The organism is Micromonospora sp. M71_S20 (assembly GCF_003664255.1).
Lineage (GTDB): Bacteria > Actinomycetota > Actinomycetes > Mycobacteriales > Micromonosporaceae > Micromonospora.
Genome location: NZ_RCCV01000001.1, coordinates 3,502,522 through 3,528,159, shown reverse-complemented (window position 1 = coordinate 3,528,159; position 25,638 = coordinate 3,502,522). Strand labels below are relative to the sequence as shown.

The 25,638-nt window shown below is 72.2% G+C and carries 22 protein-coding genes and 2 pseudogenes; 13 read left to right on the top strand and 11 right to left on the bottom strand.

Features of this window, described 5'->3' with window-relative positions:
- Positions 1–45 precede the first annotated feature (45 nt).
- Both DER29_RS15155 and DER29_RS15150 read left to right on the top strand, forming a co-directional pair.
- On the top strand, positions 46–594 hold the full coding sequence (locus tag DER29_RS15155; RefSeq protein ID WP_121399245.1) for a hypothetical protein: 549 nt from the start codon (positions 46–48) through the stop codon (positions 592–594).
- Between the two features lie 47 nt (positions 595–641).
- Positions 642–1,502 carry an alpha/beta fold hydrolase gene (locus DER29_RS15150; RefSeq protein ID WP_121397923.1) on the top strand — a complete coding sequence of 287 codons (861 nt, stop codon included), beginning with the start codon at positions 642–644 and terminating at the stop codon, positions 1,500–1,502.
- A gap of 42 nt (positions 1,503–1,544) precedes the next feature.
- On the opposite strand, the gene DER29_RS15145 is transcribed toward DER29_RS15150, so the two are convergent.
- Complete coding sequence (locus tag DER29_RS15145) at positions 1,545–1,883, bottom strand: DUF3817 domain-containing protein (protein ID WP_121399244.1); 339 nt, start codon at positions 1,881–1,883, stop codon at positions 1,545–1,547.
- Between the two features lie 183 nt (positions 1,884–2,066).
- Between DER29_RS15145 and DER29_RS15140 the strand changes: the two genes are divergently transcribed.
- Complete coding sequence (locus DER29_RS15140; protein WP_121397922.1) at positions 2,067–3,545, top strand: glutamate--cysteine ligase; 1,479 nt, start codon at positions 2,067–2,069, stop codon at positions 3,543–3,545.
- 63 nt (positions 3,546–3,608) lie between these two features.
- Here DER29_RS15140 and DER29_RS15135 read toward each other — a convergent pair whose 3' ends face one another.
- Positions 3,609–4,295 (bottom strand): GNAT family N-acetyltransferase, encoded by a 687-nt coding sequence (locus DER29_RS15135; RefSeq protein WP_121397921.1) that lies wholly within the window; start codon positions 4,293–4,295, stop codon positions 3,609–3,611.
- Positions 4,296–4,896: 601 nt separating this feature from the next.
- Here DER29_RS15135 and DER29_RS15130 point away from each other — a divergent pair.
- Positions 4,897–5,895 carry a hypothetical protein gene (locus DER29_RS15130; protein ID WP_233599815.1) on the top strand — a complete coding sequence of 333 codons (999 nt, stop codon included), beginning with the start codon at positions 4,897–4,899 and terminating at the stop codon, positions 5,893–5,895.
- A gap of 224 nt (positions 5,896–6,119) precedes the next feature.
- Here DER29_RS15130 and DER29_RS15125 read toward each other — a convergent pair whose 3' ends face one another.
- From DER29_RS15125 to DER29_RS15115, 3 genes are all read right to left on the bottom strand, one after another.
- On the bottom strand, positions 6,120–7,292 hold the full coding sequence (locus DER29_RS15125; RefSeq protein WP_121397920.1) for a zinc-dependent alcohol dehydrogenase: 1,173 nt from the start codon (positions 7,290–7,292) through the stop codon (positions 6,120–6,122).
- A gap of 26 nt (positions 7,293–7,318) precedes the next feature.
- Positions 7,319–8,272, bottom strand: a complete 954-nt coding sequence (locus DER29_RS36080) for an SRPBCC family protein (RefSeq protein ID WP_305036123.1) — start codon at positions 8,270–8,272, stop codon at positions 7,319–7,321.
- A 196-nt stretch (positions 8,273–8,468) separates the two neighbouring features.
- Entirely contained in the window at positions 8,469–9,104 is a 636-nt protein-coding gene (locus DER29_RS15115) for a TetR/AcrR family transcriptional regulator (RefSeq protein ID WP_121397919.1), read from the bottom strand.
- Positions 9,105–9,279: 175 nt separating this feature from the next.
- Between DER29_RS15115 and DER29_RS15110 the strand changes: the two genes are divergently transcribed.
- Together DER29_RS15110 and DER29_RS15105 are read left to right on the top strand one after the other, a co-directional pair.
- Complete coding sequence (locus DER29_RS15110) at positions 9,280–10,275, top strand: alpha/beta fold hydrolase (RefSeq protein ID WP_121397918.1); 996 nt, start codon at positions 9,280–9,282, stop codon at positions 10,273–10,275.
- Between the two features lie 190 nt (positions 10,276–10,465).
- On the top strand, positions 10,466–11,311 hold the full coding sequence (locus DER29_RS15105) for a CHAP domain-containing protein (protein ID WP_148710056.1): 846 nt from the start codon (positions 10,466–10,468) through the stop codon (positions 11,309–11,311).
- Between the two features lie 90 nt (positions 11,312–11,401).
- On the opposite strand, the gene DER29_RS15100 is transcribed toward DER29_RS15105, so the two are convergent.
- The gene (locus tag DER29_RS15100; RefSeq protein WP_370040300.1) at positions 11,402–12,364 is read right to left on the bottom strand and encodes a serine protease; all 963 of its coding nucleotides are present in this window, start codon (positions 12,362–12,364) and stop codon (positions 11,402–11,404) included.
- A gap of 361 nt (positions 12,365–12,725) precedes the next feature.
- On the opposite strand from DER29_RS15100, the pseudogene DER29_RS36275 reads away from it, so the two are divergent.
- The 4 genes and pseudogenes from DER29_RS36275 to DER29_RS15075 form a co-directional block, all read left to right on the top strand.
- Positions 12,726–13,141, top strand: a pseudogene (locus DER29_RS36275) (hypothetical protein); the annotation flags it as partial.
- Positions 13,142–13,253: 112 nt separating this feature from the next.
- Positions 13,254–13,583 carry a hypothetical protein gene (locus DER29_RS15085; RefSeq protein ID WP_158619027.1) on the top strand — a complete coding sequence of 110 codons (330 nt, stop codon included), beginning with the start codon at positions 13,254–13,256 and terminating at the stop codon, positions 13,581–13,583.
- A 488-nt stretch (positions 13,584–14,071) separates the two neighbouring features.
- On the top strand, positions 14,072–15,658 hold the full coding sequence (locus DER29_RS15080) for a class I SAM-dependent methyltransferase (protein WP_121397914.1): 1,587 nt from the start codon (positions 14,072–14,074) through the stop codon (positions 15,656–15,658).
- A 166-nt stretch (positions 15,659–15,824) separates the two neighbouring features.
- Positions 15,825–16,307, top strand: coding sequence for a cation:proton antiporter regulatory subunit (locus DER29_RS15075; protein ID WP_121397913.1), 483 nt, complete (start codon positions 15,825–15,827; stop codon positions 16,305–16,307).
- A 55-nt stretch (positions 16,308–16,362) separates the two neighbouring features.
- Here the strand turns inward: DER29_RS15075 and DER29_RS15070 are convergent, their stop codons facing one another.
- Positions 16,363–17,466: a helix-turn-helix domain-containing protein gene (locus tag DER29_RS15070; RefSeq protein ID WP_121397912.1), complete on the bottom strand. Its 1,104-nt coding sequence runs from the start codon at positions 17,464–17,466 to the stop codon at positions 16,363–16,365.
- A complete protein-coding gene (locus DER29_RS34605; RefSeq protein ID WP_199729307.1) occupies positions 17,453–17,617 on the bottom strand; it encodes a hypothetical protein in 165 nt (54 codons plus the stop codon). Before DER29_RS34605 ends, DER29_RS15070 begins: the two co-directional genes overlap by 14 nt.
- Before the next feature lie 240 nt (positions 17,618–17,857).
- Here DER29_RS34605 and DER29_RS15065 point away from each other — a divergent pair, with 240 nt between their 5' ends.
- Entirely contained in the window at positions 17,858–19,216 is a 1,359-nt protein-coding gene (locus tag DER29_RS15065; protein ID WP_121397911.1) for a hypothetical protein, read from the top strand.
- A gap of 40 nt (positions 19,217–19,256) precedes the next feature.
- Positions 19,257–19,745 carry an NUDIX hydrolase gene (locus DER29_RS15060; RefSeq protein WP_233599810.1) on the top strand — a complete coding sequence of 163 codons (489 nt, stop codon included), beginning with the start codon at positions 19,257–19,259 and terminating at the stop codon, positions 19,743–19,745.
- 230 nt (positions 19,746–19,975) lie between these two features.
- On the opposite strand, the gene DER29_RS15055 is transcribed toward DER29_RS15060, so the two are convergent.
- Positions 19,976–20,530, bottom strand: a complete 555-nt coding sequence (locus DER29_RS15055) for a YciI family protein (protein WP_121397909.1) — start codon at positions 20,528–20,530, stop codon at positions 19,976–19,978.
- 101 nt (positions 20,531–20,631) lie between these two features.
- On the opposite strand from DER29_RS15055, the gene DER29_RS15050 reads away from it, so the two are divergent.
- Positions 20,632–21,507, top strand: coding sequence for an alpha/beta fold hydrolase (locus DER29_RS15050; RefSeq protein ID WP_233599808.1), 876 nt, complete (start codon positions 20,632–20,634; stop codon positions 21,505–21,507).
- Positions 21,508–21,587: 80 nt separating this feature from the next.
- On the opposite strand, the pseudogene treZ reads toward DER29_RS15050, so the two are convergent.
- Positions 21,588–23,322, bottom strand: a pseudogene (gene treZ / locus DER29_RS15045) (malto-oligosyltrehalose trehalohydrolase).
- Complete coding sequence (treY, locus tag DER29_RS15040; RefSeq protein WP_121397907.1) at positions 23,319–25,637, bottom strand: malto-oligosyltrehalose synthase; 2,319 nt, start codon at positions 25,635–25,637, stop codon at positions 23,319–23,321. Before treY ends, treZ begins: the two are co-directional and overlap by 4 nt.
- Position 25,638 lies beyond the last annotated feature (1 nt).

The window sequence follows — 25,638 nt, the reverse complement described above, 5'->3', positions numbered from 1 at the left end:
CAACCCGGACGACCGATACCATGAGTGAACGCAACCGGACTCTGGGTGGTGGAGATGGACAGCGACCTGCACATCCGGCGGATCGTCCACCCGACCGACCGGATCGTGACGGGGCGGATCGTCCGGCTGATGGACGGCTACCCGCGCGAGGTGCGCATCGGCCAGCCGGTGCTGGTGGCGGTGCTCGCGGCGGCCGGGGTGGCCGGACTGCTGATGGCGCTGGTCCGATCCCTGTTCTCCGCCGGCTCCGGCGCCGCGCGTCGACGGTTCAAGGACCTGAAGAAGGGCCCGGAATACCTGGTCACCCCGGTGCGGCTGCGCGACACGGCCGGGCGGCTCTGCGAGGTCGAGCTGCACGGGCACCTGCCGCAGAGCGCCCTGCACCCCGCCGACCACGTGCAGCTCACGCTGCGCCGGCAGGGCGACCCGGACCTGCCGCCGAAGATCGAGCGGATCGTGAACCTGACGACGGGCCAGCTGCTCATCCCGCGTACCGCCACCCTGTGGTCGCACCTCGGGCCGCCGCTGCTGCTCCAGGCGGTGCTGGGCGCGCTGCTGGTCGCCGCCGTGGTGGCCTGGTCCGCGCTGACCTGACGGCCGGCACGGTTTCCGGCGGCGCGCCGGCGGGCACCGTGGCGAGCATGTTCGAGGGATTCACGCTGGAGCGCATCGACGTCGGCGAGGTCCGGCTGCGGGTACGACACGGCGGTTCGGGCCCACCCGTGGTGCTGCTGCACGGGCATCCGCGCACCCACGCGACCTGGCACCGGGTCGCGCCGCTGCTGGCCCGCGAACACACGGTCATCTGCCCGGACCTGCGCGGCTACGGCGGCTCGTCGAAGCCGCCGAGCGACCCCGGGCACACCGCGTACGCCAAGCGGGCGATGGCCCGCGACGTGGTCGGCCTGCTCGACGCGCTCGGACACGACCGCGCGGCGGTGGTCGGGCACGACCGGGGCTGCTACGTGGCGATGCGCACGGCGCTGGACCACCCGGAGCGGGTCAGCCGGCTGGGCGTGCTCGACGGGGTACCGATCGGCGAGGCCCTGGCACGCGCCGACGCGAGGTTCGCGGCCCGCTGGTGGCACTGGTTCTTCCTCGGCCAGTCGGACAAGCCGGCGGAGCGGGTGATCACCGCCGACCCGGACGCCTGGTACGACGGGTCGCCGGCGGCCATGGGCGAGGAGGCGTACGCCGACTACCGCCGGGCCATCCACGACCCGGCGACGGTGCACGCGATGTGCGAGGACTACCGGGCCGGGCTCGGCCCGGACCGGGCGGCCGACGACGCCGACCGGGCCGCCGGGCGGCGGATCGCCTGCCCGGTGCTGTTCTGCTGGTCTGAGCGCGACGACATGGTCGAGCTGTACGGCGACCCGGCGGCCATCTGGCGGGACTGGGCCGACGACGTGCGGGTGGCCTCGGTCGACTCGGGCCACCACATGGCCGAGGAGGCCCCGGAGCAGCTCGCCGCCGCGCTGGCCGACTTCCTCGCGGGCTGACCGCGCGGCTGCCGGCCGGCCCTCCGGCCTGCGGGGCGGCGGTCAGCCGACGGGGGTCAGCGGCCGGTCCGGTTCGCCCGCGGCGCGCAGCATCCCCCGCCGGGCGGCCCAGCGCTCGAAGATCAGGGTGGCGAACGGCGGTACGGCGCAGGCCAGGGCCACGAGGGTGGGCCAGAGCCGCCACCGGTGCAGCCGGGCCACCGCGAGGACCAGCAGGCCGTACGCGACGAAGAGCGCGCCGTGGACCGGGCCGAAGATCTTCACGCCGATCTCGTTGCCCGGGGGGCCGTACTTGACGGCCATGCCGATCAGCAGGGCCAGCCAGGAGCAGGCCTCGGCGATCGCCGCCGCCACGAAGAGCCTGGTGATCTTCTCGCGCATCGTCACTCCCCCACCGGTTGCCGCACATGCTAGCCACCCCGCCGGCCCGGACGGACGCACGAGCGGTGGAGGCGACAGGGATCACGCGGGCCCGAGGTGGGTACGTACAAGAAGCTTCGGGTCTTCCCCGGCCCGCCCCGGACGTGCGAGGTTAGGGGAACCAACGGTGACAGGGCGGTGACCATGGGCGAGGACGTCGGCGTACGGACCTTCAGTCGCGAGGACCGGGCCCGCTATCGCGAGAAGGTACGGCGGTGCCTGGACGTCTTCGCCGAGATGCTCCGGGAGTCCCGGTTCGACGTCGAACGGCCGATGACCGGGCTGGAGATCGAGCTGAACCTGGTCGACGACGACTCGATGCCGACCATGCGCAACGCCGACGTGCTGGCCGCCATCGCCGACCCGAGCTTCCAGACGGAGCTGGGCCAGTTCAACGTCGAGATCAACGTGGCCCCGCGCCGGCTGGCCGGCACCGGCACCCGCGAGTTCGAGGAGACCGTACGGGCCAGCCTCAACGCCGCCGAGACCAGGGCCCGCGACGTCGACGCGCACATGGTGATGATCGGCATCCTGCCGACGCTGCGGCCGGAGCACCTGACCGCCGAGACGCTGTCGGCCAACCCGCGCTACGCGCTGCTCAACGAGCAGATCTTCGCCGCCCGCGGCGAGGACCTGCGGATCGCGATCAACGGCGTGGAACGGCTCGCGGTCACCGCCGACACCATCACCCCGGAGGCGGCCTGCACGAGCACCCAGTTCCACCTCCAGGTCAGCCCGGCCCAGTTCGCCGACTACTGGAACGCCGCGCAGGTGATCGCCGGCATCCAGGTGGCCCTGGGGGCGAACTCGCCGCTGCTCTTCGGCCGGGAGTTGTGGCGGGAGACCCGCATCCCACTGTTCCAGCAGGCGACCGACACCCGTCCGGAGGAGATCAAGGCCCAGGGCGTACGCCCCCGGGTGTGGTTCGGCGAGCGGTGGATCACCACGGTGTTCGACCTGTTCGAGGAGAACGTGCGCTACTTCCCGGCGCTGCTGCCCGTCTGCGACGCGGAGGACCCGGCCGAGGCCCTGGCCCGGGGGGACGTGCCGAAGCTCGCCGAGCTGCGGCTGCACAACGGCACCGTCTACCGCTGGAACCGCCCCGTGTACGACGTGCTGAAGGGCCGCCCGCACCTGCGGGTGGAGAACCGTGTGCTGCCGGCCGGGCCGACGGTGCTCGACACCGTGGCCAACGGCGCCTTCTACTTCGGTCTCGTCCGGGCGCTCGCCGAGGCCGACCGGCCGCTGTGGTCGCAGATGTCGTTCAGCGCGGCCGAGGAGAACTTCAACGCCTGCGCCCGGCACGGCATCGATGCCCAGGTCTTCTGGCCCGGCCTCGGTTACCTCCCGGTCACCGAACTGGTGCTGCGCCGGCTGCTGCCGCTGGCCCACCACGGGCTGGACCGGTGGGGCCTCGACCCGGACGAGCGGGACCGGCTGCTCGGCGTCATCGAGCAACGGTGCCTGACCGGGCGCAACGGGGCGAGCTGGCAGGTGGAGACCCTGCACCGGCTGGAGTCAGCCGACCATCTCGACCGGCCGGAGGCGCTGCGCGAGGTGGTGCGGCACTACGTGACGCTGATGCACAGCAACCGGCCGGTCCACGAGTGGCCCATCCCCTGACCGGGGCCACCACGCGCCACCGTCCACGGGTCGGCTCCGCCCGTCGCCCGGCTCGGCCGGACGTCAGGTCGGGCCCGGGTCCTCCCTGAGGTACGCCCCCGACACGTCCGACCGCACCGTCCAGCCGAGCGCGCGGTACAGGGCGCGTCCGTCGTCGGTGGCGACGAGGATCCCGGTGCGCATCCCGAGCCTCGCCGCGTGGTCGCAGAGCGCCCGCACGACGGCGCTACCCAGCCCGCGCCGCCGATGGGCGGGCTCCGTCTCGACCTGGTCGACGATGCCGAACTCCCCGGCGCCGGCCAGCCGCCCGGACGCCGCCCGGTGCCCGGCCGCGTCCAGGACCGTCGCGACGACGCCCCCGCCCTCGACGACGACCCGCGTCGCGTACGGGGCGGGCGGCTCGACCGCGCCCGGGGTCAGCGGCGCGCTCATGAGGTGTCCGACGTCGTCCAGCGTCCAGGCGTCGGGCAGGGCGGCGCGGAGGCCGGCGCGGTCCCCGCTGACCTTGATCCAGGTGCCCGGCTCCGTCAGCTCCCGGCCGAGCCGCCCGAGCGAGCAGGCGTCGTAGGTGTGCAGCACGTGGCGTACGCGGTGACCGGGCAGGCCCACGTCGACCCGGAAGCCGCCGGGAACGGCGACGGGGGCGGGGGTGCCCCGGCAGACGGCCCAGCCGCGCCCCCAGGCCGTCATCAGCTCGGACACGGTGTGCGGCGAGCCGTCCACGGCGGTCCGGGTGAGCGCGTCCGGCATGCGTGGTCCTTTCGGGGAAGCCGTCGTCCCGCCCAGCTTATTGCAACCTCTTGGCAACAAGCGCAACGTGGTCGCCCTTCCGATCGCGCGCCCGACGACAGGCCCGACGGGGTGGACGCCGCACGTTCCCGGTCTCAGGCCGGCGCCACCGCGCCCGGCGTTGTTCCTGCCGCCGCCGGGGTTGTTCCCGCAGCCGCCCGCATCGTTCCTTGCCGCGACCGGCATTGCTCCCCGCCGCAACCGGCGTCGCGTCCCGCCGGCCGGCGTTGTTCCTTGCCACCTCAGGATTCACCAGGGTGCGCCGAGCGCGGGCCGAGGCGGGCAGTCGGCTGGTTCAGGAGTTGACCGGTACCCGGAGCGGGCAGAACGGCCCGGGAGACTGCGCACGATGGAAGAACCGGGCCGACGACGGCCACCCCATGATGAAACGCGGACATCGACCCGCGCCATTGTTCCCCGGAGGCGCCGTGCGGGCGCGTCCACGTCGATCGGCGACCGTCGACGCGCTCCCGGGCGTCGGTGCCCGCGTCGCCACGGCACCCGCGTTCCCACCCACCGGTCCCTCCCCCACAGGTCCCTCCCCTGACCCCGAGGAGCGCATGTGACGCAGACCCAGAGGTCCCCCCAGCGACTCGACGCGCCCGTCCGGCTCGGCCCCGACACCGCGCGGATCGGGACGTCCGCCTTCGTCAACGGGCACTTTCCCCGGCGGCGAGGGCTGATCATCCTCCTCAGCGTCCTCGGCGGGTTCCTGCTGACCGTCATCTGGTCGGCGGAGTTCGTGGACCGGACCATCGGCGACAACGTCGCCAACACGCTGCTCGGCCACGACGCCAAGGAGACGCCCATCCAGGGCATCGCGGCCGGCATCATGTTCGCCTTCGTCTCCGGCATCGCGGGCACGTTCACCGCCTGCAACATCGCCGCGTTCGGCGCCCTGGCCCCGCTGACCGGCACCACGGGCGGCAGGTTCAGCCGGATCGTCGCGCCGCTGAAGCCGCTGGGTTGGATGTCAGTGGGCATGGTCGCGGTGTCGGCCGCCTACGGCGCGGTCGTCGGCCTGGTCGGCACGTCGATGCCGCAGTTCTCCACCGCGCCCAATGCCCCCGGCGGGCTGTCGCCGAGGAGCATCCAGTCCATGGTGGTCTTCGGTGTGATCGGGCTCATCATGATCTATCTCGGTCTGGCCGCGCTGGGCGTCGTGCCGGACCCGTTCGCCCGCATCGCCCGACGGTTCCCCCACGCCCCGATGGTCTTCATGGGCGCACTGATCGCCGGCTTCCTGATCGGCCGGCCCTTCGCGTTGTTCCGGCAGATGTTCCGCGACGCCGCCGAGAGCGGCAACCCGCTCTACGGCGCGGCGGCGTTCACGCTGCAGTCCCTCGGCAACATCGTCATCATGGCGGTGCTGTTCCTGCTGCTGGCCTGGCTCGCCGGTTCCCGCCTGCAACGCTGGTTCAGCGCCCGGCCGAGCCGCCTGGCGGTCCTGACCGCGGTCGCGTTCATCGTCGCCGGCGCCTTCACGTTCCTGTACTGGGACGTGCGGCTGCTGGCCCGCCGCGAGATCATCCCCTGGTACCCGACGGCCCCCTGGGCCTGAGCCGGCCCTGACGAGGTCCGGGGACGGCGGTGCCCCGCCGTTCCCGGGCCCGGCCGACCGCAGGGCCGCCCGCCCCACCGGACCGGGTGACCCACGGCAGCCGCACGCCGTCGCGGGCCACGTCCGCGCCCGGGTACGTCGATCGACCTGTCGCCCTCCCGGCACGGTGCCGGCCCGCCGGCACCGGCGCGGCCCCGGAATACAGGGCCCTGCCGACGGCCGGCTCAGACCTTGAGGACGACCTTGGTGCACTCGTCCTGCTTCTTCTGGAAGATCTTGTAGCCCTTGGCCGCGTCCTTGAGCCGCATGCGGTGGCTGATGATGAAGCTGGGGTCGATGTCGCCGCGCTGGATGCGGTTGAGCAACGGACGGGTGTAGCGCTGGACGTGACACTGACCCGTACGCATGATCAACGACCGGTTCATGAACGCGCCCATCGGGAACTTGTCGACGACGCCCCCGTACGCGCCGATCACCGAGACGACGCCGCCGCTGCGGCAGGCGAGGATGGCCTGGCGCAGCGCGAACGGCCGTTCCGTCTCGACCCGGGCGGCCTGCTTGGCCCGGTCGTACGCGTAGACGGCGGTGTTGCCGTGGTGTCCTTCCAGGCCGACGGCGTCGATGCAGGCGTCGGGCCCCCGGCCGGCGGTCATCGCGTTCAACGCGTCGAGCACGTCGGTGTCGTCGTAGTTGATGGTCTCCGCGCCGGTGTGCTCCTCGGCGAGCCGCAGCCGGTACGGGTACCGGTCGATGACGATCACCCGTTCCGCGCCGAGCATCCGGGCGCTGGCGGCGGCGAGCAGCCCCACCGGGCCGGCCCCCCACACGGCGATCACGTCGCCCGGCTTGATGTCGCACATCTCCGCGCCCATGAAGCCGGTCGGCAGCACGTCGGCGAGCATCACAGCCTGGTCGTCGGGCACCTCGTCGGGAACCTTGATCGGGCCGACGTCGGCGAACGGCACCCGGGCGTACTCGGCCTGGCCGCCGGCGTAGCCGCCGAGCAGGTGGGAGTAGCCGAAGATGCCGGCCGGCGAGTGCCCCATGATCTTCTCGGCCACCCCTGCGTTGGGGTTGGAGTTCTCGCAGACCGAGAAGAGCCCGCGCTGGCACGAGGAGCAGTGCCCGCAGGCGATCGGGAACGGCACCACCACCCGGTCGCCGGGGCGCAGGTTGCGTACCTGCGGGCCGACCTCCACCACCTCGCCCATGAACTCGTGGCCGAGGATGTCGCCCTTGCGCATGGCGGGGATGTAGCCGTGGTAGAGGTGCAGGTCGGAACCGCAGATGGCGGTCGTGGTGATCCGTACGATCGCGTCGCGCGCGTTCATGATGGTCGGGTCGGGCACGTCGACGACCTTGACGCTGTCCTTGCCCATCCAGGCGGTGGCCTTCATCGTTCGTCCTCTCGGGTGGCCGGTGGTCAGCGGCGGGCGATGGGCAGCGGCTGGGCGGGGCGTTGCATGACCTGCTGGCGTACGGAGATGCCGTCCGGGCTGCCCTCGGAGCGGACCACCTCGCCGGTCTCCACCACCTGCTTGAACCGGCGCAGGTCGTCGCGTACCTGCTGCTCGGGTTCCTCGCCGAAGAGCTTCGCCACGGCCCGGCCCAGCGCGCCGGCCGGCGGGGCGTAGCGCAGCCGCACCCGGACCTCGGTCCCGCGATCGCCCGGCGCGGGCACGAACCGGACCCGGCCCGCGTTGGGCACGCGGGTGCCGGGCAGCGACCGCCAGGCGAGCGACCGGTTCGGCTGGTCGTCAACGATCTCCGCGTCCCACTCGACCCTGCGGCCGGCCGGGCCGCGCGCGGTCCAGTGCGACCGGCGCAGATCGTCGGCGCGTACCGACTCCAGGTGGGACATGAAGCGGGGCAGGTTCTCCAGGTCCCGCCAGAACCGGTACGCCTCGGCCGGGGACCGGTTCACGGTTACCGCGACCTCCATGTCGATGACCCGTCGGCGCGCGGCCCGGGCCCGTCCGGCGCGCACGGCGGCAACCAGGTCGACGGCGGCGATGCCGGCGACGGCGGCGGTGGTGAGGCCGACCCGCCGACGCCGCTCGCCGCACCGGTCCGCCCAGGCCCGCCCGAGCAGGGTGAGGTCCAGCGCGTCGCCGGCCACCCGGGTCCACGCCCAGCCGGCCGGCCGGCGGCCGCCGAGCAGGCCCGCCGCGTGGACCAGCTCGCGGGCGCCCACGGCCATGATCACCCCGCCCGCGGCGGGTGAGTCGTCCACGCCGGTCAGCCGTGCCACCGCGCGCGGGGCGAGCAGGCTGCCGGCCCCGAGGGCGAGGCTGACCACGCCCAGCAGCCGGGGCAGCCCGGCGCCCTGGCCGCGTCGTCCCCGCTGATCCAGCATCATCGGATCGGTCTCGTCCACGTCGCACCACCGTCAGATCGTCCTGACCCGCCCCCGGTTGGCCCGGCGGCGGGAAGCCGCCACGCCTGACGCTATGCCCGAGAATCGCCTAACGAACCCCGAATCGGCACACAACCCGCCCCCCGTCGTCGCGGGTCCGCGCCTGCCGGTCCGACCGCGCCGACGAGCGCGGACGGCGCTCGCCGTACTGCGGCGTTCAGCCGGCGTCGGGCCCCGGCCGGCGGCGGTACGCCCGGTCCAGGATCCCGATCAGCTCGTCGGCGGCGCGGCCACCGTCGAACCCGGGCCTGGCGAGCTGCTCGGCGACGATGGCGTCGATCGCGCCGTTGACCACGATGGCGAGCAGGTCGGCGTCGGTGTCCTCGCGGTAGTCCCCGGCGGAGCGGGCCGCCTCGATGAGGTCCGCGACGCTCCGCCGCCGGCTGGGCGCGTCCGGCCCGTCGCTGATGCCGGTCTCCTCAGTGACGGCCTCGATGATCATCCGAGCGTGCTCGGGGTGCATCCGCAGGTGGGCCACGAGCGAGCGGACGTACGCCGCCACCGCGGCGGCCCCGGAGGCCTGCTCGACGGCCGCGCCGACGTCCGCGATGAGGGCCTCGATGACCGTCGCGTACGCGGCCTGCACCACCGCGTCCTTCGACGGGAAGTGGTAAAGGACAGCGGCCTTGGACAGGCCCGCCGCCTCGGCGATGCGCGCCAGCGAGGTGCCGGCGTAGCCGTGCCGGGCGACGAGGTCGGTGGTCACCCGGACGAGCTGGGCGCGACGGGCCTGTTCGGTGATGGTCAGCGGCCGGCGCGACCGGTCCTTCCGGGTGGCGGCATCCCGTGTCATTCGGCGTCCCTCGGGTGTCGTGGCGGCCCGTGCCCGGAAAAGGGTAGCCGCGCCACGCGCAGGATAACCGCTCGGTCAGATTTTCTACCACGCATTAGAAAATCTGACCGAGCGGTAGAATTATGGAACGCGCAGGGCGACATCGACGACCACCACGGAAACGGAAGGTGGCACCATGCGAGTACGCGCACCTCGGATCAGGCACCGCCGGCGTTGGCTCGTCGGCGGCGGCGCCGCGCTCGCCACCGCCCTCGTGGTGGCTGCGGGGTTCGCCCTGCATCACCCCGCCCCCGTCGGCTACTTCGTCTCCGCCCAGGCGCAGGACCGCTTCCTGCGCGCCTACGACCGGGCGATGGCGGACCTGCCCGAACCGGACCGCATGCTCGACGTGCGGACCAGCTACGGGGTGGTCCGCGTCTACCACTTCGCCGGCCCCGCCTCCTCTTCCTCCGCCCCTCCGCTGCTGCTGCTGCCGGGCCGGGCCGCCCCCTCCCCCGTCTGGGCCGACAACCTGCCCTCGCTGCTGCGGTTGCGCAGCGTGTACACGGTGGACCTGCTGGGCGAGCCGGGCATGAGCGTCCAGCAACGACCGATCAGTTCCGCCCGCGACCACGCGCAGTGGCTGCACGAGCTGCTGCGGGGCCTGCCCGAGGCACGGCTCCACCTGGTCGGGCTGTCCATCGGCGGCTGGACCGCGACCAACCTGGCGGCGCGCCGCCCGGAGAAGGTCGCCAGCGTGATCCTGCTGGATCCGGTCCTGGTCTTCACCGATCTGTCACCGGCGGCGATCGTCCGTTCCATCCCGGCCAGCGTGCGCTGGCTGCCCCGCTCCTGGCGGGACGACTTCGCGAGCTGGACGGCCAACGGGGCACCCGTCGAGGACGTCCCGGTCGCCGAGATGATCGAGGCCGGGATGCAGTCCTACGTGCTCAAGCTCTCCGCTCCCGGCCGGCTCACCGACGAACGTCTCGCCGGGGTGCGGATGCCGGTCCTCACGCTGTTCGCCGGGAAGTCCCGGATGCACGACGCCGCGGCCGGTGCCGCGCACGCCCGGCACGTCCTGCCGCACGCCGTGGTGAAGGTCTACCCCGATGCCTCGCACGCCATCAACGGCGAGCAGCCGGAGCAGATCGCCGCCGACATCGCCGCGCACCTGGCACGGCTCCCCTGACGCCGGGTTGTCGTAGCGCCGACGGTCCCGCCGTCGTCCTCGGCTTCGGCGACCTGAACGCGCACGCCGTCCGGTCCGGCATCGCCCGCATCGCCGTCTTGCTCCCGCCGCTCGCAATTGAGGGGTATGGCGATCGATCGATGGCTTGTAGCGTGGGTCCCTCCTCACCCACCCCAGGAGGGAAGTGGTCATGCCCACGGTCACCGTTCGCGTCCTCGGTGCCCTCAGTGCGAGCGTGCTGAGCGCGACTCTCGGCGTCCTGGCGGTCGCCGCGCCCGCCCAGGCCGCGGCCCGCGACGGAGCCTGCAACACCGGCGAGTTCTGTTACTACTACAACAGCGACCACGCGGGCTCGGTCTCGGATCACGCCGGCTCGCTGGCCGACTACGGCTCGACCCAGCCGGGCTGCTACGAGTTCAAGGGCGCCGGCGGCGGCAAGGGCCAGTGCATCAAGAACAACGCCGCTTCGGCGTGGAACCGCACCGGCAAGACGGTGCGCGTCTACTACAACACCGGCTACAACGGCTCCCACGCGTACCAGGACTTCGCGCCCGGGGCGAAGAAGAACCTCAGCTCCACGCTGAAGAACAACAACGCCTCCCACCAGCTGATCTCCGCCGGGTCCAGCTACCCGGCCAAGGACGACTACCCCTACAAGGGTCAGACCTCCGGCATCGATCCCTGGAACTTCTACAAGGGACAGTGCACCAGCTTCGCGGCCTGGGCGGTGCGCAGCCGGGTCGGCGTCGCCTTCCACAATCAGTACAAGGGCCAGGCGCGCTGGGGCAACGCCAAGGAGTGGGTCGCCGCCGCCGGACGCGCCGGCGTGCCGGTGTACAACAGCCCGAAGGCCGGTGACGTCGCGGTCCGCCTGGGCGGCACCTACGGTCACGTCGCGTTCGTGACCCGGGTGAACGCGAACGGCACCTTCGAGATCGACGAGTACAACTACGTCTCCGCCGACAGGTACAGCCACCGGACGGTGTCGGTGGGAACCGCCAACAACCAGTTCTCCAAGTTCATCCGCTTCAAGTGACCCTCCGCCCCGGAGGGGAGCCTTTCCGCCGATGACGGAGCACCACGCGCAGAGCCCCGGCCGGTGGCCGGGGCTCTGCCGTTTCATGCCTTACGCCGGGGAGAGACCCTCCGCGAAGTCGTAGAGGCTCTTGATGTCGTCGTCGAAGTACGGGCCGTCGAACTGACCGTTGCCCGGGTTGTCGCCGTGACTCACGACGCTATTGATGAACCCGAGGCCGTTCTGGTCGTTGTACTCCTGCAACCACGGTCCGCCGCTGGAGCCGTAGGTCATGTTGCACCACATCCGGATCTGCTGGCTACCGGCGTGCCAGGTGCCGCTCTGGCAGTAGTACTGGCTCTCGCCGCCGCCGAGGTTGGACGGGTAGCCGAGGGCGGTCATCAGGGAGATGTTGTAGCCCCAGTTCCAGCGCATGCCGTGGCCGCCGACGGTCTCCACGACCTTCAGGCCCCAGTTACCGCCGTTGTGCATGATGGCGATGGCCATGTCCTCGTCGTAGCTGCTGCTGTTGATCCACGCGGTGCGGGCCGCGAGCTGGTACGCCACGAACGTGCCGAACGGCCGCGCGCCGTCGCGGTACCGCGGCACGAACTGCCAGTTGCTGTACCACTGCCCGCCGGCGCCCTGGTGCACGCAGTGCCCGGCGGTCATGACCAGTCGTGCCTTGCCGCTGGCGACCGCGCTCGCGGAGCAGGAGGCGCCGCCGCCGTTGGGGGTGGTGAAGTAGACCTTGCCGACGACCGCCGACTCGTTGAGCTGGATGCCGACGTCGGCGCCGCTGGCGACGCTCGGTCGCACCGGCGCGACCGAGCCCGCCGGCCCGTCCGGCTTCGGCGCCCGGGTCGTCGACTCGGTGGCCTTCGGCGACTTCGCGAGGTCGAGGTCGACGGCGTTCGCCATCCGCTCCGGCGTCCAGAACCTGGTGACCTCCTGGGCGATCTTTTCGTTGGTGATCGCACGGCCGTCACTGGTGCGGGCGACGGCGGTGGTGTTGCCGTTCGTCTCGACCGGGGTCGGCTTCGCCTGGGCGACCGCCGGAGCGGTCAGCACCATCGCGAGCGCCAGGCTGGCCGATGCCGACCAGCGTAGGGTTGATCTCAACAGTTGCCCCCTCTTCCGGGTACTCCTTTGTGGACCAGTGAAAGGTAGCGATCGAATTCCTTTGATCGCAACGTGATGGAATGACAGGTAATTGACACTGGCTTCCTGGCGGCCGAAAAGGACCACGACCGGCGGCAAACAAAGCGTGCCCACCCCGAACAGAAGCCCCGAAATTGACCTCGCAAATCCCATCGCCGCAAATCCGCGCTCTCGATTTCAGGGCGCTCGCCGCTGTCGACAGGTGGGAATTGCGAATCGCGGCAGTTGAGGACGTTGTCCAGAGCGCGTCCGGCTGCCCGTTCGCACCGCGACCGCAGCCACTCGCGTACGCGGCGATCCCGCTCACCCGGGAGGGGCGGGCGGGGAGGGGCTGACGCGCACAAAGGTCGGCTCGACCACGCGGTCCACGACCGCACCGCGGATGCCGCGCTGTCCCCGCCGGTCAGCACTGCCACCGCCGACGCCGCGCTGGTCTGCGACGGCGTCTTCCTCATGCGTCCGGAACTGATCGGCAGGTGGGACCTGGGCATCTTCGTGTCAACCGCGCTTGAGAAGACCGTGGATCGTGCCGTGCTCCGAGAGCGCCGGACGTCATCTCGGGCTGAAATCGAACGGCGCTGGCGCGAGCGCTACATCCCCTCCCAGAAGTTGTACTTCGCCACCGTCCGCCCGGCCGATCACGCCGACACCTGCATCACCACAACAATAAAAGGTTGCATTCTACTGTGAAAATCCACACACCTCGCGAAGCACGTATCTGCTATCGTCGATTCATTGCCCTCGCGGCATGAAACTCCGGTGTCCGGTCCCGGGATAAAACCTCACTGAAAGGAACGGGGACATGAAGAAGAAGGTTCTTGGCGCCGTCGCCGCCGCCGTCATGCTGGCGCCCGCCCTGGCGGCTAGCCCGGCTCACGCGGCGGGGCCTGTCGTGAAGGTCTGGAGCGGGATCGGCTGGTCAGGTGTCTCCCAATGGCTGTACACGGCCGAGGACAACTACTGCACGGGCGTCGGTGCGTGGAACGACGGAATCCGGTCCGCTCGCACGGAGAGCAGCGGCACAGTGGAGATGTGGGAGCACAGCAACTGCACCGGCTACTCCATCGTCGTTGACAGCAGCGGCTGGAGCAACATCGGCCCCTGGGTCAGCGCCATCAAATCCCACAGCTAGCACCCAGCGAAACTGGGGGACGCCCCCGCACCAAGCCGGTGCGGGGGCGTCGTGCCGTTCGGTCAGCGGCGGGCGGTCAGCTCGCTCCTCGGCTCCCGCAACGGAAGGCTGACTGGCCGGCCCGGCCCTTGTTGGGCCGGGCAAGCTGGGCCTGCTCCTCCGCCGAGAACACATCCCGAGTCGCCACCCGGCACCCGCCCCTGCCTCGATCAGCATCATTGTCGTGCACAACGACGAGCCCCAGGAGCCAATCTGGGAGGAGCGACGACACTGACCGCGCTCGATTCAGCAGAAACGGATACCCATTGGGTCGATACCGGCCGCCGGTTCCCACTCGAACAGCTGCCGTAGCAGCCCGCGGCGACTCCGGTGGTTACGCCACCCGCACTGACGCGCAGGCGGGGCCACGTGCGATGCCCGGCCCTCAGCCGGTCGAGGTACCCACCCCTGCCGCGCACTGCCCACCAGCCATCGGCTAGGAACGTGACATGCCCCGCTACCTGCTCTTTCCCGGCCGCCATCACCTGCTGACCCGCTTCCAGGCCGCGTACCTCCGCCAGCTCGCGGCGCAGGGCGACGCCCCTCCCGCCGACGGTGACACTCCTCTCGCCGACGGTGACGGCGCGACCGGAGGCGAGGACGCCGGCGGGGCGACCGTGGTCTGGGCGGTCACCTCGGCCAACCACGAGAACACCCGGCGCAACCCGGTCCCGTACCACCGGCGGGAGGCGGCGATCGAACGGTTCAGCGTGCTCGCCGGGCTCCGGTCCGTGGTGGTACCGGTCTTCGACACCGTACCGACGGACAGGTTCGCGGAGGTGACCCTCAAGACCGTCGCGGCGTCCACCGGGTTGGAGCTGACCCCGGCGGACACGGTGGTCGCCTGCTCGACGCCGGAGGTCGCCGCGATGTACGAGCGGCTCGGTTTCCGGATCGCCGGCGTGGAGGCCGATGTCGAGCCGACGCCGGTCCGGCCGTGGGACGTCCTGCTGCGGCTGGCGGACGACGACCCGTCGTGGCGGGACCTGACCCACCCGGCGACCGTCGACGTGTACCGCCGCTACCGGCTCGACGAGCTGGTCCGTTCGGTGGTGAACGACCCGGTGGTCGGCGACGAGGGCGGACTGACCGCCACCCGCGACTACCGGACGTACGCCGAGGCGTTCAGCGACGCCGCGCAGCGCAAGTGGGACGCGGTGCGCGAGCACGTGCGGCCGGGGCGGATCGTCGACGTCGGCTGCGGCGCGGGCGCCGTGCTGGAGCTGGCCGACCGGGAGCCGGCCCTGCGGGAGAGCGACCTGATCGGCGTCGAGGTGGCCCGGCACCTGTTCGAGGAGTGCGTCCACAAGAAGGCGCAGGGCGTGTTCACCAACCCGAACGTCTTCTTCTACCGGCGCAACGTGCTCGGCGGGGCGGTGTTCGCGCCGCGCTCGGTGGACACCACGATGACCTTCGCGCTGACCCACGAGATCTGGTCGTACGGCGAGCGGATGGCCTCGCTGCGCCGGTTCGTGCAGGCCCTCTACGACCACACCGTGCCCGGCGGGGTGTGGATCAACAGTGACGTGTGCGGGCCGGACGGTCAGGACCGGACGGTGCACCTGCGGCTGGCGACGACGGACGGCGTCAACCCGCCCGGGCCGCGTACCGACCTGGCGGCCGGGCCGGCCGACGAGGTGGCGGCGTACGTCGGGGCGCTGTCGACCCGGGCCCGGCTGGACCAGTTCGCCGTCGACTACCGGTTCCCGTTCGCCTACCGCCCGGTGGACGGGGCGGACGGCGTGGTCGAGCTGACCCTCGGCGCGGCGATGGACTTCCTCACCCGCAAGGACTACACCGACAACTGGCTGTCGGAGACCCAGGAGCAGTTCTGCGGCCTGGAGTACGCCGACTGGAAGTCGTTGCTCACCGACGTCGGCTTCGAGATCGACGCCGCGAGCGGAACGTCCCGCAACGACTGGATCGTCACCAACCGTCTCGCCCCGGTGGCCGCCCTCAGCACCCCGGCCGGCGAACCGCTGGACTGGCCGGTCACCCACGTGCGCCTGGTCGCCCGCCGCCCGGTCAATACCTGACGCCCCGGTAACCGAACACACGGCCGGTGCCGTCACCAGAGCCAGACACCGCACAGCCACCACGCCCGGCAGGCCTCCACCGAGCCATCCTCATGATCCCGGCCGGAGTACTAGTCTGGGCGGCAAGGTGTGCGACCGCGGCGCGTCATCCTCGGAAGGTGGAAACGTGGACCTGGAGAGGACCCGGCTGTTCGGCGTGGGAGAGTCGTACGGCTTCACCACCGCGGCGGGTCAGCGCGGCGCCGTGATCGTGCACTTCGACGGCCGACGCGACATCGTGCTCTACGACCCCGCCGACCCCGAACGGGTCAGGCACACGTTGACGCTGGAGGGCACGGAGCCGCGGACGATCGCCGAACTGCTCGGTCTGCCCCTGGTCATGGACCACCTGACGGAGCTGACGCCGCCGCTGGAGGGCGTCGAGACCGTACGCCTGCCGGTTCCCGCCCGGTCGCCGTTCGTCGGGCGCCGGCTCGGTGAGACGCGGGCGCGGACCCGCACCGGCGCGTCGATCGTCGCGGTGATCCGCGACGACCGCGTGATCCCGTCGCCCGACCCCGACTTCGTCTTCCAGTCCGGTGACTCGCTGGTGGTCGTCGGCGACGGTGCCAGCCTCGTCAAGCTTCGCGAGGTGTTCACCGACGGCTGACCCGCCAGCGGCGCGGGGATCATGCTGGTCGTCCGCCGACGGAGGTGCCGGTCCGTCAGCGGGTCAGGCCGACCAGCGTCGCCAGGCGCGCCACGCCGGCCGGCGCCGGGTGGGCCCGGGCGACCTCGGCGACGACCGTACGCGCCAACGGCCGGCACCGGACCTCGGCGGGCGCGACGGCGTCCGCGTCGACGAGCGCCCGCGCGGCGTCCACCAGGTAGGCGGCCCGGTACTCGGTCGGCAGCCGCCGCCACGCCTGCCCCCGTACCGTCTGCTCGTGCCGGCGCACCGCCTCCTCGGCGTCCCCCCGCTCGAGAGCTGCCACCACCCGGGCGGCCTCGACGGCGCCCGGCCCGAAGCCGGTCCGGTGCGGGTCGTCCCCGGCGACCCGCGCCGCCACCTCGGCAGCCCGCTCGATCAGTTCCTCGGCCCGGTGGGCGTCGCCGCAGCCGGCGGCGGCCAGCGCGGCCTGGAGCAGCAACGCCCCGTGCACCGCCTCCGACGCGGGCGCGGCACGACGCGCGGCGGCCAGCGTCGCCACCAGCGCCAGCCGGTCGCGGCCCAGCGCGCGCAGCGCCTGACCGACCGACACGGCTGCCGCCCCCGCCAGCGCCGCGTCGCCACCGGCCACGGCCACCGCCCGGTCGGCGGCCAGCCACCCGAGGTCGGCCTCGCCGAGCTTCACCAGCACCGACGAGGTGATCCGGTACGCCTGCACCAGCAACCCCGGCTCCTGCGCCCGCACGCCCTGCGCGGCGTGCAGCAGCCTCGGCAGCAGCCGCACCACCTGGGCGTAGTGCGCGTGCTGGTAGGTCAGCCAGGCGTGCGCGACGTGCCGGCCCGTCTCTGCCACGGACGCCGTCGCCCGGTGGTCGTCGTAGCGGGCGAGGGCGGCCCGGATGCCGTCGACCCCGTCCACCGGACCGGCCCCGATCGGCGGCGGGCGGTGCTCGCCGAGCAGCACCAGCGGGTCGACCCGCAGCACGCGGGCGATCTCCTGGATGACCGGGTAGCGGTCGAGCGGACGTACGCCCCGCTCGGTCTTGTCCACCCAGCTCTTCGACCTGCCGAGCCGGTCGGCGAACATCTGCTGCGTCATCCGCCGCCGCGCCCGCCAGCGGGCGACGCGGCGACCGATCGGCTCGTCAGCGCTGGTCACGCCGCCACCGTCGGTCCGGCACCGCCCGGGTGGTCTCCTCCACCGGTACGCGCTCCGCCTCGGCCTGTTCCAGGAGGCGTTGCTTGGCAGCCTCCCGCTCCGCCGCCTCGACCTGCTCACTTCGACTCTGTGCCGACTCGTTGCCCTGCATGCGATCTCCCTCGATCGAGGGGCGCGGCGGTAGGGCCTGGAAGCACCCCCTGTCGCCGCGCCCACCGGCTCCTGAGACCAGCGAAGTCGACTGGTGAGCGGCGGACCAGATGGCAAGCGATGCGCGCGGTTGCGTCGCCCTCGTGCCGTGTTGCGTCGGGTTGCGTGGGGCCCCATGGTGCCGCAGTAGCCGCATAGGCTCGTCACTGCTGGTAGTCGCTCGATACCTGGAGGCTCATCCATGGCGCGGCCGGTCACGAATACGGCGTTCGAGGCTCTTCTTCGCGCCGCCGGCTACGGCAACGCCCACGCCGCCTTCGCGCGTCAGCTCAACTACGCGGGTCGCGTCCACGGCACGTGGCGCTACGACGCGGCCAGCGTGTACTGGTGGCTCCGAGGACGTCGCCCGGCCGAGCACGTCCAAGTCACGATGGCGGACGTCTTCGTGCGAAAGCTCGGCCGTCCCGTCACCGTCGCGGAGCTGGGATTCGCCGCCGCTCCGCTCGTCCCCAATATCGCCTATCCCCTGTCCGTGAGCCACGGGATCAAGGTCGCCGAGCAACTCTGGGCGATGCTCGCCAAGCAACTCGGTCCGCAGTCCGGCGGGACGTTCCAGAACGACGTCGCCCTACATGCTGCGCTCGCCTGGCGGTACGACCTCCCGGATGGGACGGTCACGCACAGCGGCCGGCAGCCCGTCACCACTGCTGACATCGACTCCCTGTACGCACTCGCCGACCATTTCACCGACCTCGACCGACGTCATGGAGGTGGTTCGCCGCGCACGCGGACGCTCATGACCGACTTCCTTGTACGCCAGGTCTCGCCCATGCTGGGCGGTACCTACACGGATGCCATCGGGCGCGATCTCATGCGAGCAGTCGCAACGCTCTCCGGGCAGCTCGCCTTCATGTCCTACGACGCAGGCGAACACGGCGTCGCTCAACATCTTCTGACCGTCGCCTTACGGCTAGCCAAGGCTGCCAACGACCGCCTTTACGGCGCCCATCTGCTGGCCAACCTCGCCACGCAGGCCGTCTACCTCGGGCATGCCCAGGACGCTGCTCGGCTCGCCGAGGCAGCTATCGACGGAGCAGGCCGTGCGCCCGCCGCAGTGCGCGCCCGGCTGTACACGACCGCCGCAAGCGCATACGGCCGATCGGGCGAACGACGTGCCTGTCAAAACGCACTCGCCAAGGCGGAACGTGCCCTGGACCGGACGGACGCGGGCAGCAGCCCACGCTGGGCCGCATACTTCAGCGCGGCCCACTTTTCCGGCACTGCACTGAAGTCCCTGAGCGACCTGCACCTGCACCGGCAGGCCCTGCGACATGCGCCCGGCGCGGTCGATCTGGCCAATCGAAACGCCCGAACGTGCGCTCTACATACGGCGCTCGTTGCAACGATCCACGCCCGTTCCGGGGACGTCGAAGCCGCCTGCGAGTGGGGACGAAAACTGGCGGCGCACGTGCCGGCCGTCCGCTCCGCTCGCGTGACGCATCGCATCCGCGAACTCACCGCCACGCTGAGCCCTTATCGAGCAATGCCTGAGGTCAACGAATTGCTTGTGCATCTCCCAGCCCTTGCAGGGCACAACTGACGCGAGACAACACCGGGATATGAGGGCTAGCGTCACAGAGGTGACCTGGACGGACCCCGCCACCTGGTATGCCAACCTGCCCACCTTCCACGCAGCCGCAGGAGCACTTATCACGGACCCTGCGGGCAAGAACCTTCTGCTCGTCAAGCCCACGTACCGCGACCACTGGGCTTTCCCCGGCGGGTACGTGGAAGAGGACGAGTATCCGCATCACGCCTGCACTCGCGAGCTCCGCGAAGAGCTGGGTCTGGCCGTGGCTGTAGGCGATCTCCTCGTTGTGGACTGGGCGCCTCCTGCGGGCCCGCGGCCACGCGCCCTGATCCACTTCACCTTCGACTGCGGGACACTCGTCGGCCTCGACAGTATTGACCTGCCTGGACAGGAGCTGGAGGATGTCGCCTTCTTCTCGCCTCAGGAGGCCGAGCAGCGACTGCCAGTCAACGTCGCGCCCCGAGCCAACGCGGCGATACAAGCCCGGGCCCGGCAAACCCCGGTATACCTCGCCAGCGGCGTCACTACCTCGCCGTGATGCTGGATGTTGGTGGCACATCACCGTGGCCGCCAATGGCGGGGCAGTCACCGGAGGACCTGGCACAGGAAATGGGTCTTTCCAAGGAGCGGCGCAGACCTCCCACTCTTCTCGATCCTGGTTTCATCTAAGTGGGGGGCCAAGCCCAGCGAGGACCAGTTGGTCCTCTACGTCGGCTATCAGTGACCGCTTTTCTGTGTAGGCGGCTGGTCAGAACCGACATCTATGGGTTATGACGGCGGTCGTCCGCCGAACGCCCAACCGTGGACCTCGATCTCGGCGTACCGGTCCGGGGTGAGCAGGGCACGCGCCTCGTCCGGGTCCTCCGCTCGGACCAGCGCCGCCGTGCCCAGCCAGTTTGCGCCGTCGTCGGACAGCAGCGGCCCGTACGCGATCAACTCGTCCCGGTCCGCGCTCACGTCCAGGTCGGCCGCCTGCCCCGCGCCGAGTCCGAGCACCAGGTAGCGGTCGCCGCCGCTACGGCCGCCGGGCCAGTCCCACATGGTGCGTCCCAGCGTGTTGTGCCACCGGCGCAGCAGCACGTCCCGGTACGCGCCGGCCTGGTAGTTGGGCTCGTCGAAGGCGAACGCGCGGGCGGCGGCGGAATTTGGCAGGTCGACGATGTGCACGCTGCCCGTGGGGGTCCTCCCGTCGGGGGCGAAGGTTGGCCCACGGGCGATCATCCGGGCTGCATACCGGTCCATGTAGGACCAGTGCTCCTCGCGCAGCTCGGTGCGAAGTCCCAGCGAGTCGCGCCGGTCGCGGTGGTAGCAGAAGAACTCCATGCCGCAGATCCTGACGCCGGCACGGGCGGCCGGGGCGAGTGGGTGCCGCTCCACGGCGCGTGGCGCCCGTTCTGTCACCCCTCGGTCGTACGCTCGCCGGCATGACGACGATGGAGACCCACACCCTCGCCGCGCCCGGCGTCGACCTGGTCTATGACGTGTGCAGTCCGCTGTCGGCCTCCGGCGGGCACCGCACCCTGCTCATGATCGGCCAACCGATGACGGCGGAGGGCTTCAACGCGCTCGCCCCCCACTTCACCGACCGGACGGTCGTGACCTACGACCCGCGCGGCCTGGGCCGCAGCCTACGCACCGACGGGCGGACGGACCACACGCCGCAGCAGCAGGCGGCCGACCTGCACCTGCTGATCGAGGCGCTCGGCGCGGCTCCGGTCGACGTGTTCGCCAGCAGCGGCGGGGCGGTGACCGCGCTGGAGCTGGTCGCGTCCCACCCCGGCGACGTCGCCACGCTGGTGGCGCACGAGCCGCCGATCAACTCCGTGCTTCCCGACGCGGCGGCGGCCGAGCGCGCGCAGGCCGCCGTCCACGAGGCTTACCAGGCGAAGGGCCAGGGCGCGGGCATGGCCGCGTTCATCGCGATGACGTCCTGGCAGGGCGAGTACACCGACGCCTACTTCGCCCAGCCCACGCCCGACCCGGCGGCGTTCGGCCTGCCGACCGAGGACGACGGCTCCCGCGACGACCCGCTGCTGTCGAAGGCCTCCGAGGCGGTCATCGACTACCGGCCCGACGCGGCGGCGCTCACGGCGGCGCCGACCCGGATCGTGATTGCGGTCGGCGAGGAGACGGCGGGGACGTACACGGCCCGTACGGCCGTCGCCACCGCGGCGCTGCTCGGGCAGGAGGCCGTGGTGTTCCCGAGCCACCACGGCGGCTTCCTCGGCGGCGAGTTCGGCTACGCGGGCAAGCCCGCCGAGTTCGCGGCCAAGCTGCGCGAGGTGCTGGCCGCCGGCTGACCACCGCCAGCGGGGACGGGCCTGACCGCCGCCGGCAGCCGCGACGCCACTGCCGGCGGCGAAGCGACGCCGAGCGCCCCTCAGAGCGCCACGATCGCCGCCGACTCCGCCGGCAGTTCGATGCGGTCCCGCATCACCGTGACCCCCTCCCCCGTCGCGAGCAGCACCCGGCGCGCCACCCCCGGCAGCGTGATCCGCTGCGGCTTGGCGGCCAGGTTCGCCGCCACCAGCGTCCCGCCCCGGCGCATCACCAGGAACTGGTCGCCGGGGCGTACGTCCACGGCGTGCAGCCTCGGGTCGGACAGGTCGGGGCGGCTCTTGCGCAGCGCGATGAGCCGCTTGTGGAACTCGTACATCTCGCGGTGTTCGGGTTTGTCCAGCTCGGCCCAGTCGAGCCGGGAGCGGACGAAGGTCTGCGGGTCCTGCGGGTCCGGCACGTCGCCCTCCGGCCAGCCGTGCGCGGCGAACTCCCGCTTGCGGCCGGTGGCGACGGCGGTCGCCAGCTCCGGCTCGGGGTGGCTGGTGAAGAACTGCCACGGGGTGCTGGCCGCCCACTCCTCCCCCATGAACAGCATCGGGGTGAACGGGGCGGTGAACAGCAGCGTCGCGCCGACGCGCAGCAGCCCCGGGGAGAGGGTGGCGGAGATCCGGTCGCCGGTGGCCCGGTTGCCGATCTGGTCGTGGTTCTGCAGGTACGCGACGAACCGGTGGCCGGGGGTGCGCTGCCGGTCGACGGGCCGGCCGTGGTGGCGGTTGCGGAAGCTGGACCAGGTGCCGGCGTGGAAGAACCCGCCGGTGAGCACGTCGGTGAGGCATTCCAGCGAGCCGAAGTCGCCGTAGTAGCCCTGCCGTTCGCCGGTGAGCAGGGTGTGCAGGGCGTGGTGGGCGTCGTCGTTCCACTGGGCGTGCAGGCCGAAGCCGCCGGCCTCCCGGGGCGTGATCAGCCGGGGGTCGTTGAGGTCGGACTCGGCGATCAGCGACAGCGGCCGGCCGAGGTGGGTGGCGAGCGCCTCGACCTCGACGGCCACCTCCTCGAGCCAGGGTGTGGCGCGCGAGTCGGGCATGGCGTGCACGGCGTCGAGCCGCAGGCCGTCGACGTGGTAGTCGCGCAGCCACATCAGGATGCTGTCGACGATGTAGCGGCGCACGCCGTCGGAGTGCGGTCCGTCGAGGTTGACGGTGCGGCCCCAGGTGTTGCTCTGCTCGGTGAGGTACGGCGCGAACATCGGCGCGTAGGCCCCGGAGGGCCCGAAATGGTTGTAGACGACGTCGAGGATCACCCCCCAGGCCCTTGGCGTGGGCGGCGTCGACCAGTCGTTTCAGGCCGTCCGGCCCGCCGTAGGGCTGGTGCGGGGCATACCAGCAGACCCCGTCGTAGCCCCAGTTGTGCTCGCCGTTGAAGGCGTTGACCGGCAGCAGCTCGATCATGTCGACGCCGAGGTCGACGAGGTGGTCGAGGCGGCCGATGGCGGCGTCGAAGGTGCCCTCGGGGGTGAAGGTGCCGACGTGCAGCTCGTAGAGGACGGCGCCGGGCAGCTGCCGGCCGGTCCAGGCCTCGTCGGTCCACGCGAACGCCGCGTGGTCGTAGCGCCGGCTCGGCCCGTGCACGCCCTCCGGCTGCCAGGGCGAGCGAGGATCGGGCAGGGCCCGCTCGTCGTCGTCGAGCAGGAAGGCGTAGTCGGTGCCGGGGCCGGCGGCGGGCACCTCGACCCGCCACCAGCCGTCCGGGCCGGAGCGCATCTCGTGGTCGGCGTCGCCCGGCAGGCGCAGCCGGACGCGGGCGGCCTGCGGCGCCCACACCGTGAACTCGGTCATGAAGCCTCCACGGACTCGTTGGTGGGAGCCAGCAGCGCGACGGGGTAGGTGGCCAGCAGGTCGGCCAGCGGGGTCTGTCCGCCACTGTAGGCCCGGCCCGTGAACACGTCGGTCAGCTCGTGAACGGGGAGTGACAGGGTGGTGTCGCCCCAGCCACCGGCGCGCGCCAGGCCGAGCGGCAGCCGGGTGGCGACCGCGACGGCGCCGCCCCGGTCGAAGGCGAGCGCATGCCGGCCGGCGCGCCCGTGGGCGGGCACCGGCCGGTAGCCGCCGAACAGCTCCGGGCGGTCGCGGCGCAGCCGCAGGGTCCGCGACACCACCAGCAGCTTCGCCGCGCCGTCCGCGTCCACCGGTGGGGGCGGTCCGGCGTCGAGGCGGGCCAGCAGCTGCCGGCGTACGGCGAAGTCGACCGGGCGACGGTTGTCGGGGTCCACCAGCGAGTTGTCCCACAGCTCGGTGCCCTGGTAGGTGTCGGGCACCCCGGGCATGGCGAGCTGCACCAGCTTCTGCCCCAGCGAGTTGGACCAGCCGGCGGGGGCGATCTCGTCGGCGAAGGCGGTCAGCTCGGCGTGCAGCTGCGGGTCGTCGTACATCGCGTCGACCACGTCGTGCATGGCCCGCTCGAAGACCGGGTCAGGGTCGGCCCAGCTCGTGGCGGCCGACGCCTCGCGGGCGGCCTTCTCCACGTACGCGTGCAGCCGCTCCCGTTCGATCGGCCAGGCGCCCACGGCGGTCTGCCACAGCAGGTGCGCGAAGGCCGGGTCGGGCAGCGGCGCGCGGGCCGTCCACGCGCCGACGAGGTCGGCCCAGCGCCCCGGCAGCTCGCTGAGCACCGCGAGGCGGGCCCGCACGTCCTCGGAGCGCTTGGTGTCGTGGGTGGAGAGCGTGGTCATGCTCGCCGGCCAGCGCACCTGCCGGGCGGCGGCGAAGCGGTGGAACTCGGCCGGCGGCACGCCGAAGTGCGCGGGGCTGCCGCCGACCTCGTTGAGCGCGACGAAGCGGCTCCACCGGTAGAAGGCGGTGTCCTCCACGCCCTTGGCCATGACCGCGCCGGTGAGCTGCGGGAAGCGCTTCGCCAGCTCGTCGTCGGGGTCGCGCAGCCGGCGGGTGAGCGCGTCCAGCACGGCGGTCAGGTCGGGGCGGCGGCGGCCGGCCTCGGCGCGGGCGGTGGCCAAGTGCCGGGCGCCGTGCGGCGGGTAGCCCCGGTAAACCGGGAACGCGGCGGCCAGCTCGGCCAGTCCCGCGCGGGCGGCGTCGGGGTCGACGTCGGGGGCGAGCGCGGCGAGGCGGGTCAGCTCGGCCGAAAGCAGCCGGGTGGCCGCGGCGAGCTTGGTGTCGTGGGTGAGGTCCTGCCAGGAGGTGCGCCGGCCGACGAGGTGGGTGTCCAGGGCGGTGAAGTCACCCTCCGCGTCGGGGTCGACGAAGAGCCCGCAGACGGCGGCGAGGGCGTCGTAGCCGGTGGTGCCGTCCACCGGCCAGTCCGGCAGCTCCTCGCCGTACTCCAGGATCTTCTCCACCACCAGCCACGCGTCACCGGCGGCGGCGCGCAGCCGGGCCAGGTAGGCCGAGGGGTCGCGCAGCCCGTCCGGGTGGTCGACGCGGATGCCGTCGACCTCGCCGGCCGCCGCCCACCGCAGGACCTGCTCGTGGGTGGCGGCGAACACCTCCGGGTCCTCCACCCGCAGCCCGGCCAGGTCGGAGACGGCGAAGAACCGGCGGTACGTCAGTTCGGTGTCGCCGCGCCGCCAGGAGACCAGCTCGTAGTGCTGCCGGTCGTGCACCTCGCGGGGGGTGCCGTCGCCGGTGCCGTCGGCGACCGGGAAGCGGTGCTCGTGGTAGCGCAGCTCCCCGTCGGCGAGCTTGAGGTCGTCGAGGGCGTCCGGGGAGTCGGCCAACACCGGCAGCAGCAGCCGCCCCCGGTCCCAGTCGACGTCGAACCAGGCCGCGTACGCCGAGTCCCGGCCCCGGCGCAGCACGTCCCACCAGGCGGGGTTCGCGGCGGGCACGGCCACGCCGGCGTGGTTGGGCACGATGTCGACGACCAGGCCGAGGCCGGCCGCGCGCAGTGCCCGCAGCAGCCGCTGCCGGGCCGCCTCGCCGCCCAGCTCGGGGTTGACGGCGCGGTGGTCGACCACGTCGTAGCCGTGCGCGGAGCCGGGGGTGGCGGTGAGCAGGGGCGCGCTGTAGAGGTGGGTGACGCCGAGGCCGGCGAGGTAGTCGGTCAGCTCGGCGGTGGCGTCCAGGTCGAAGCCGGGGCGGACCTGCACCCGGTAGGTGGCGCCCACCCGGGGCGCGTCGGGTCGAGGGGTCGACATG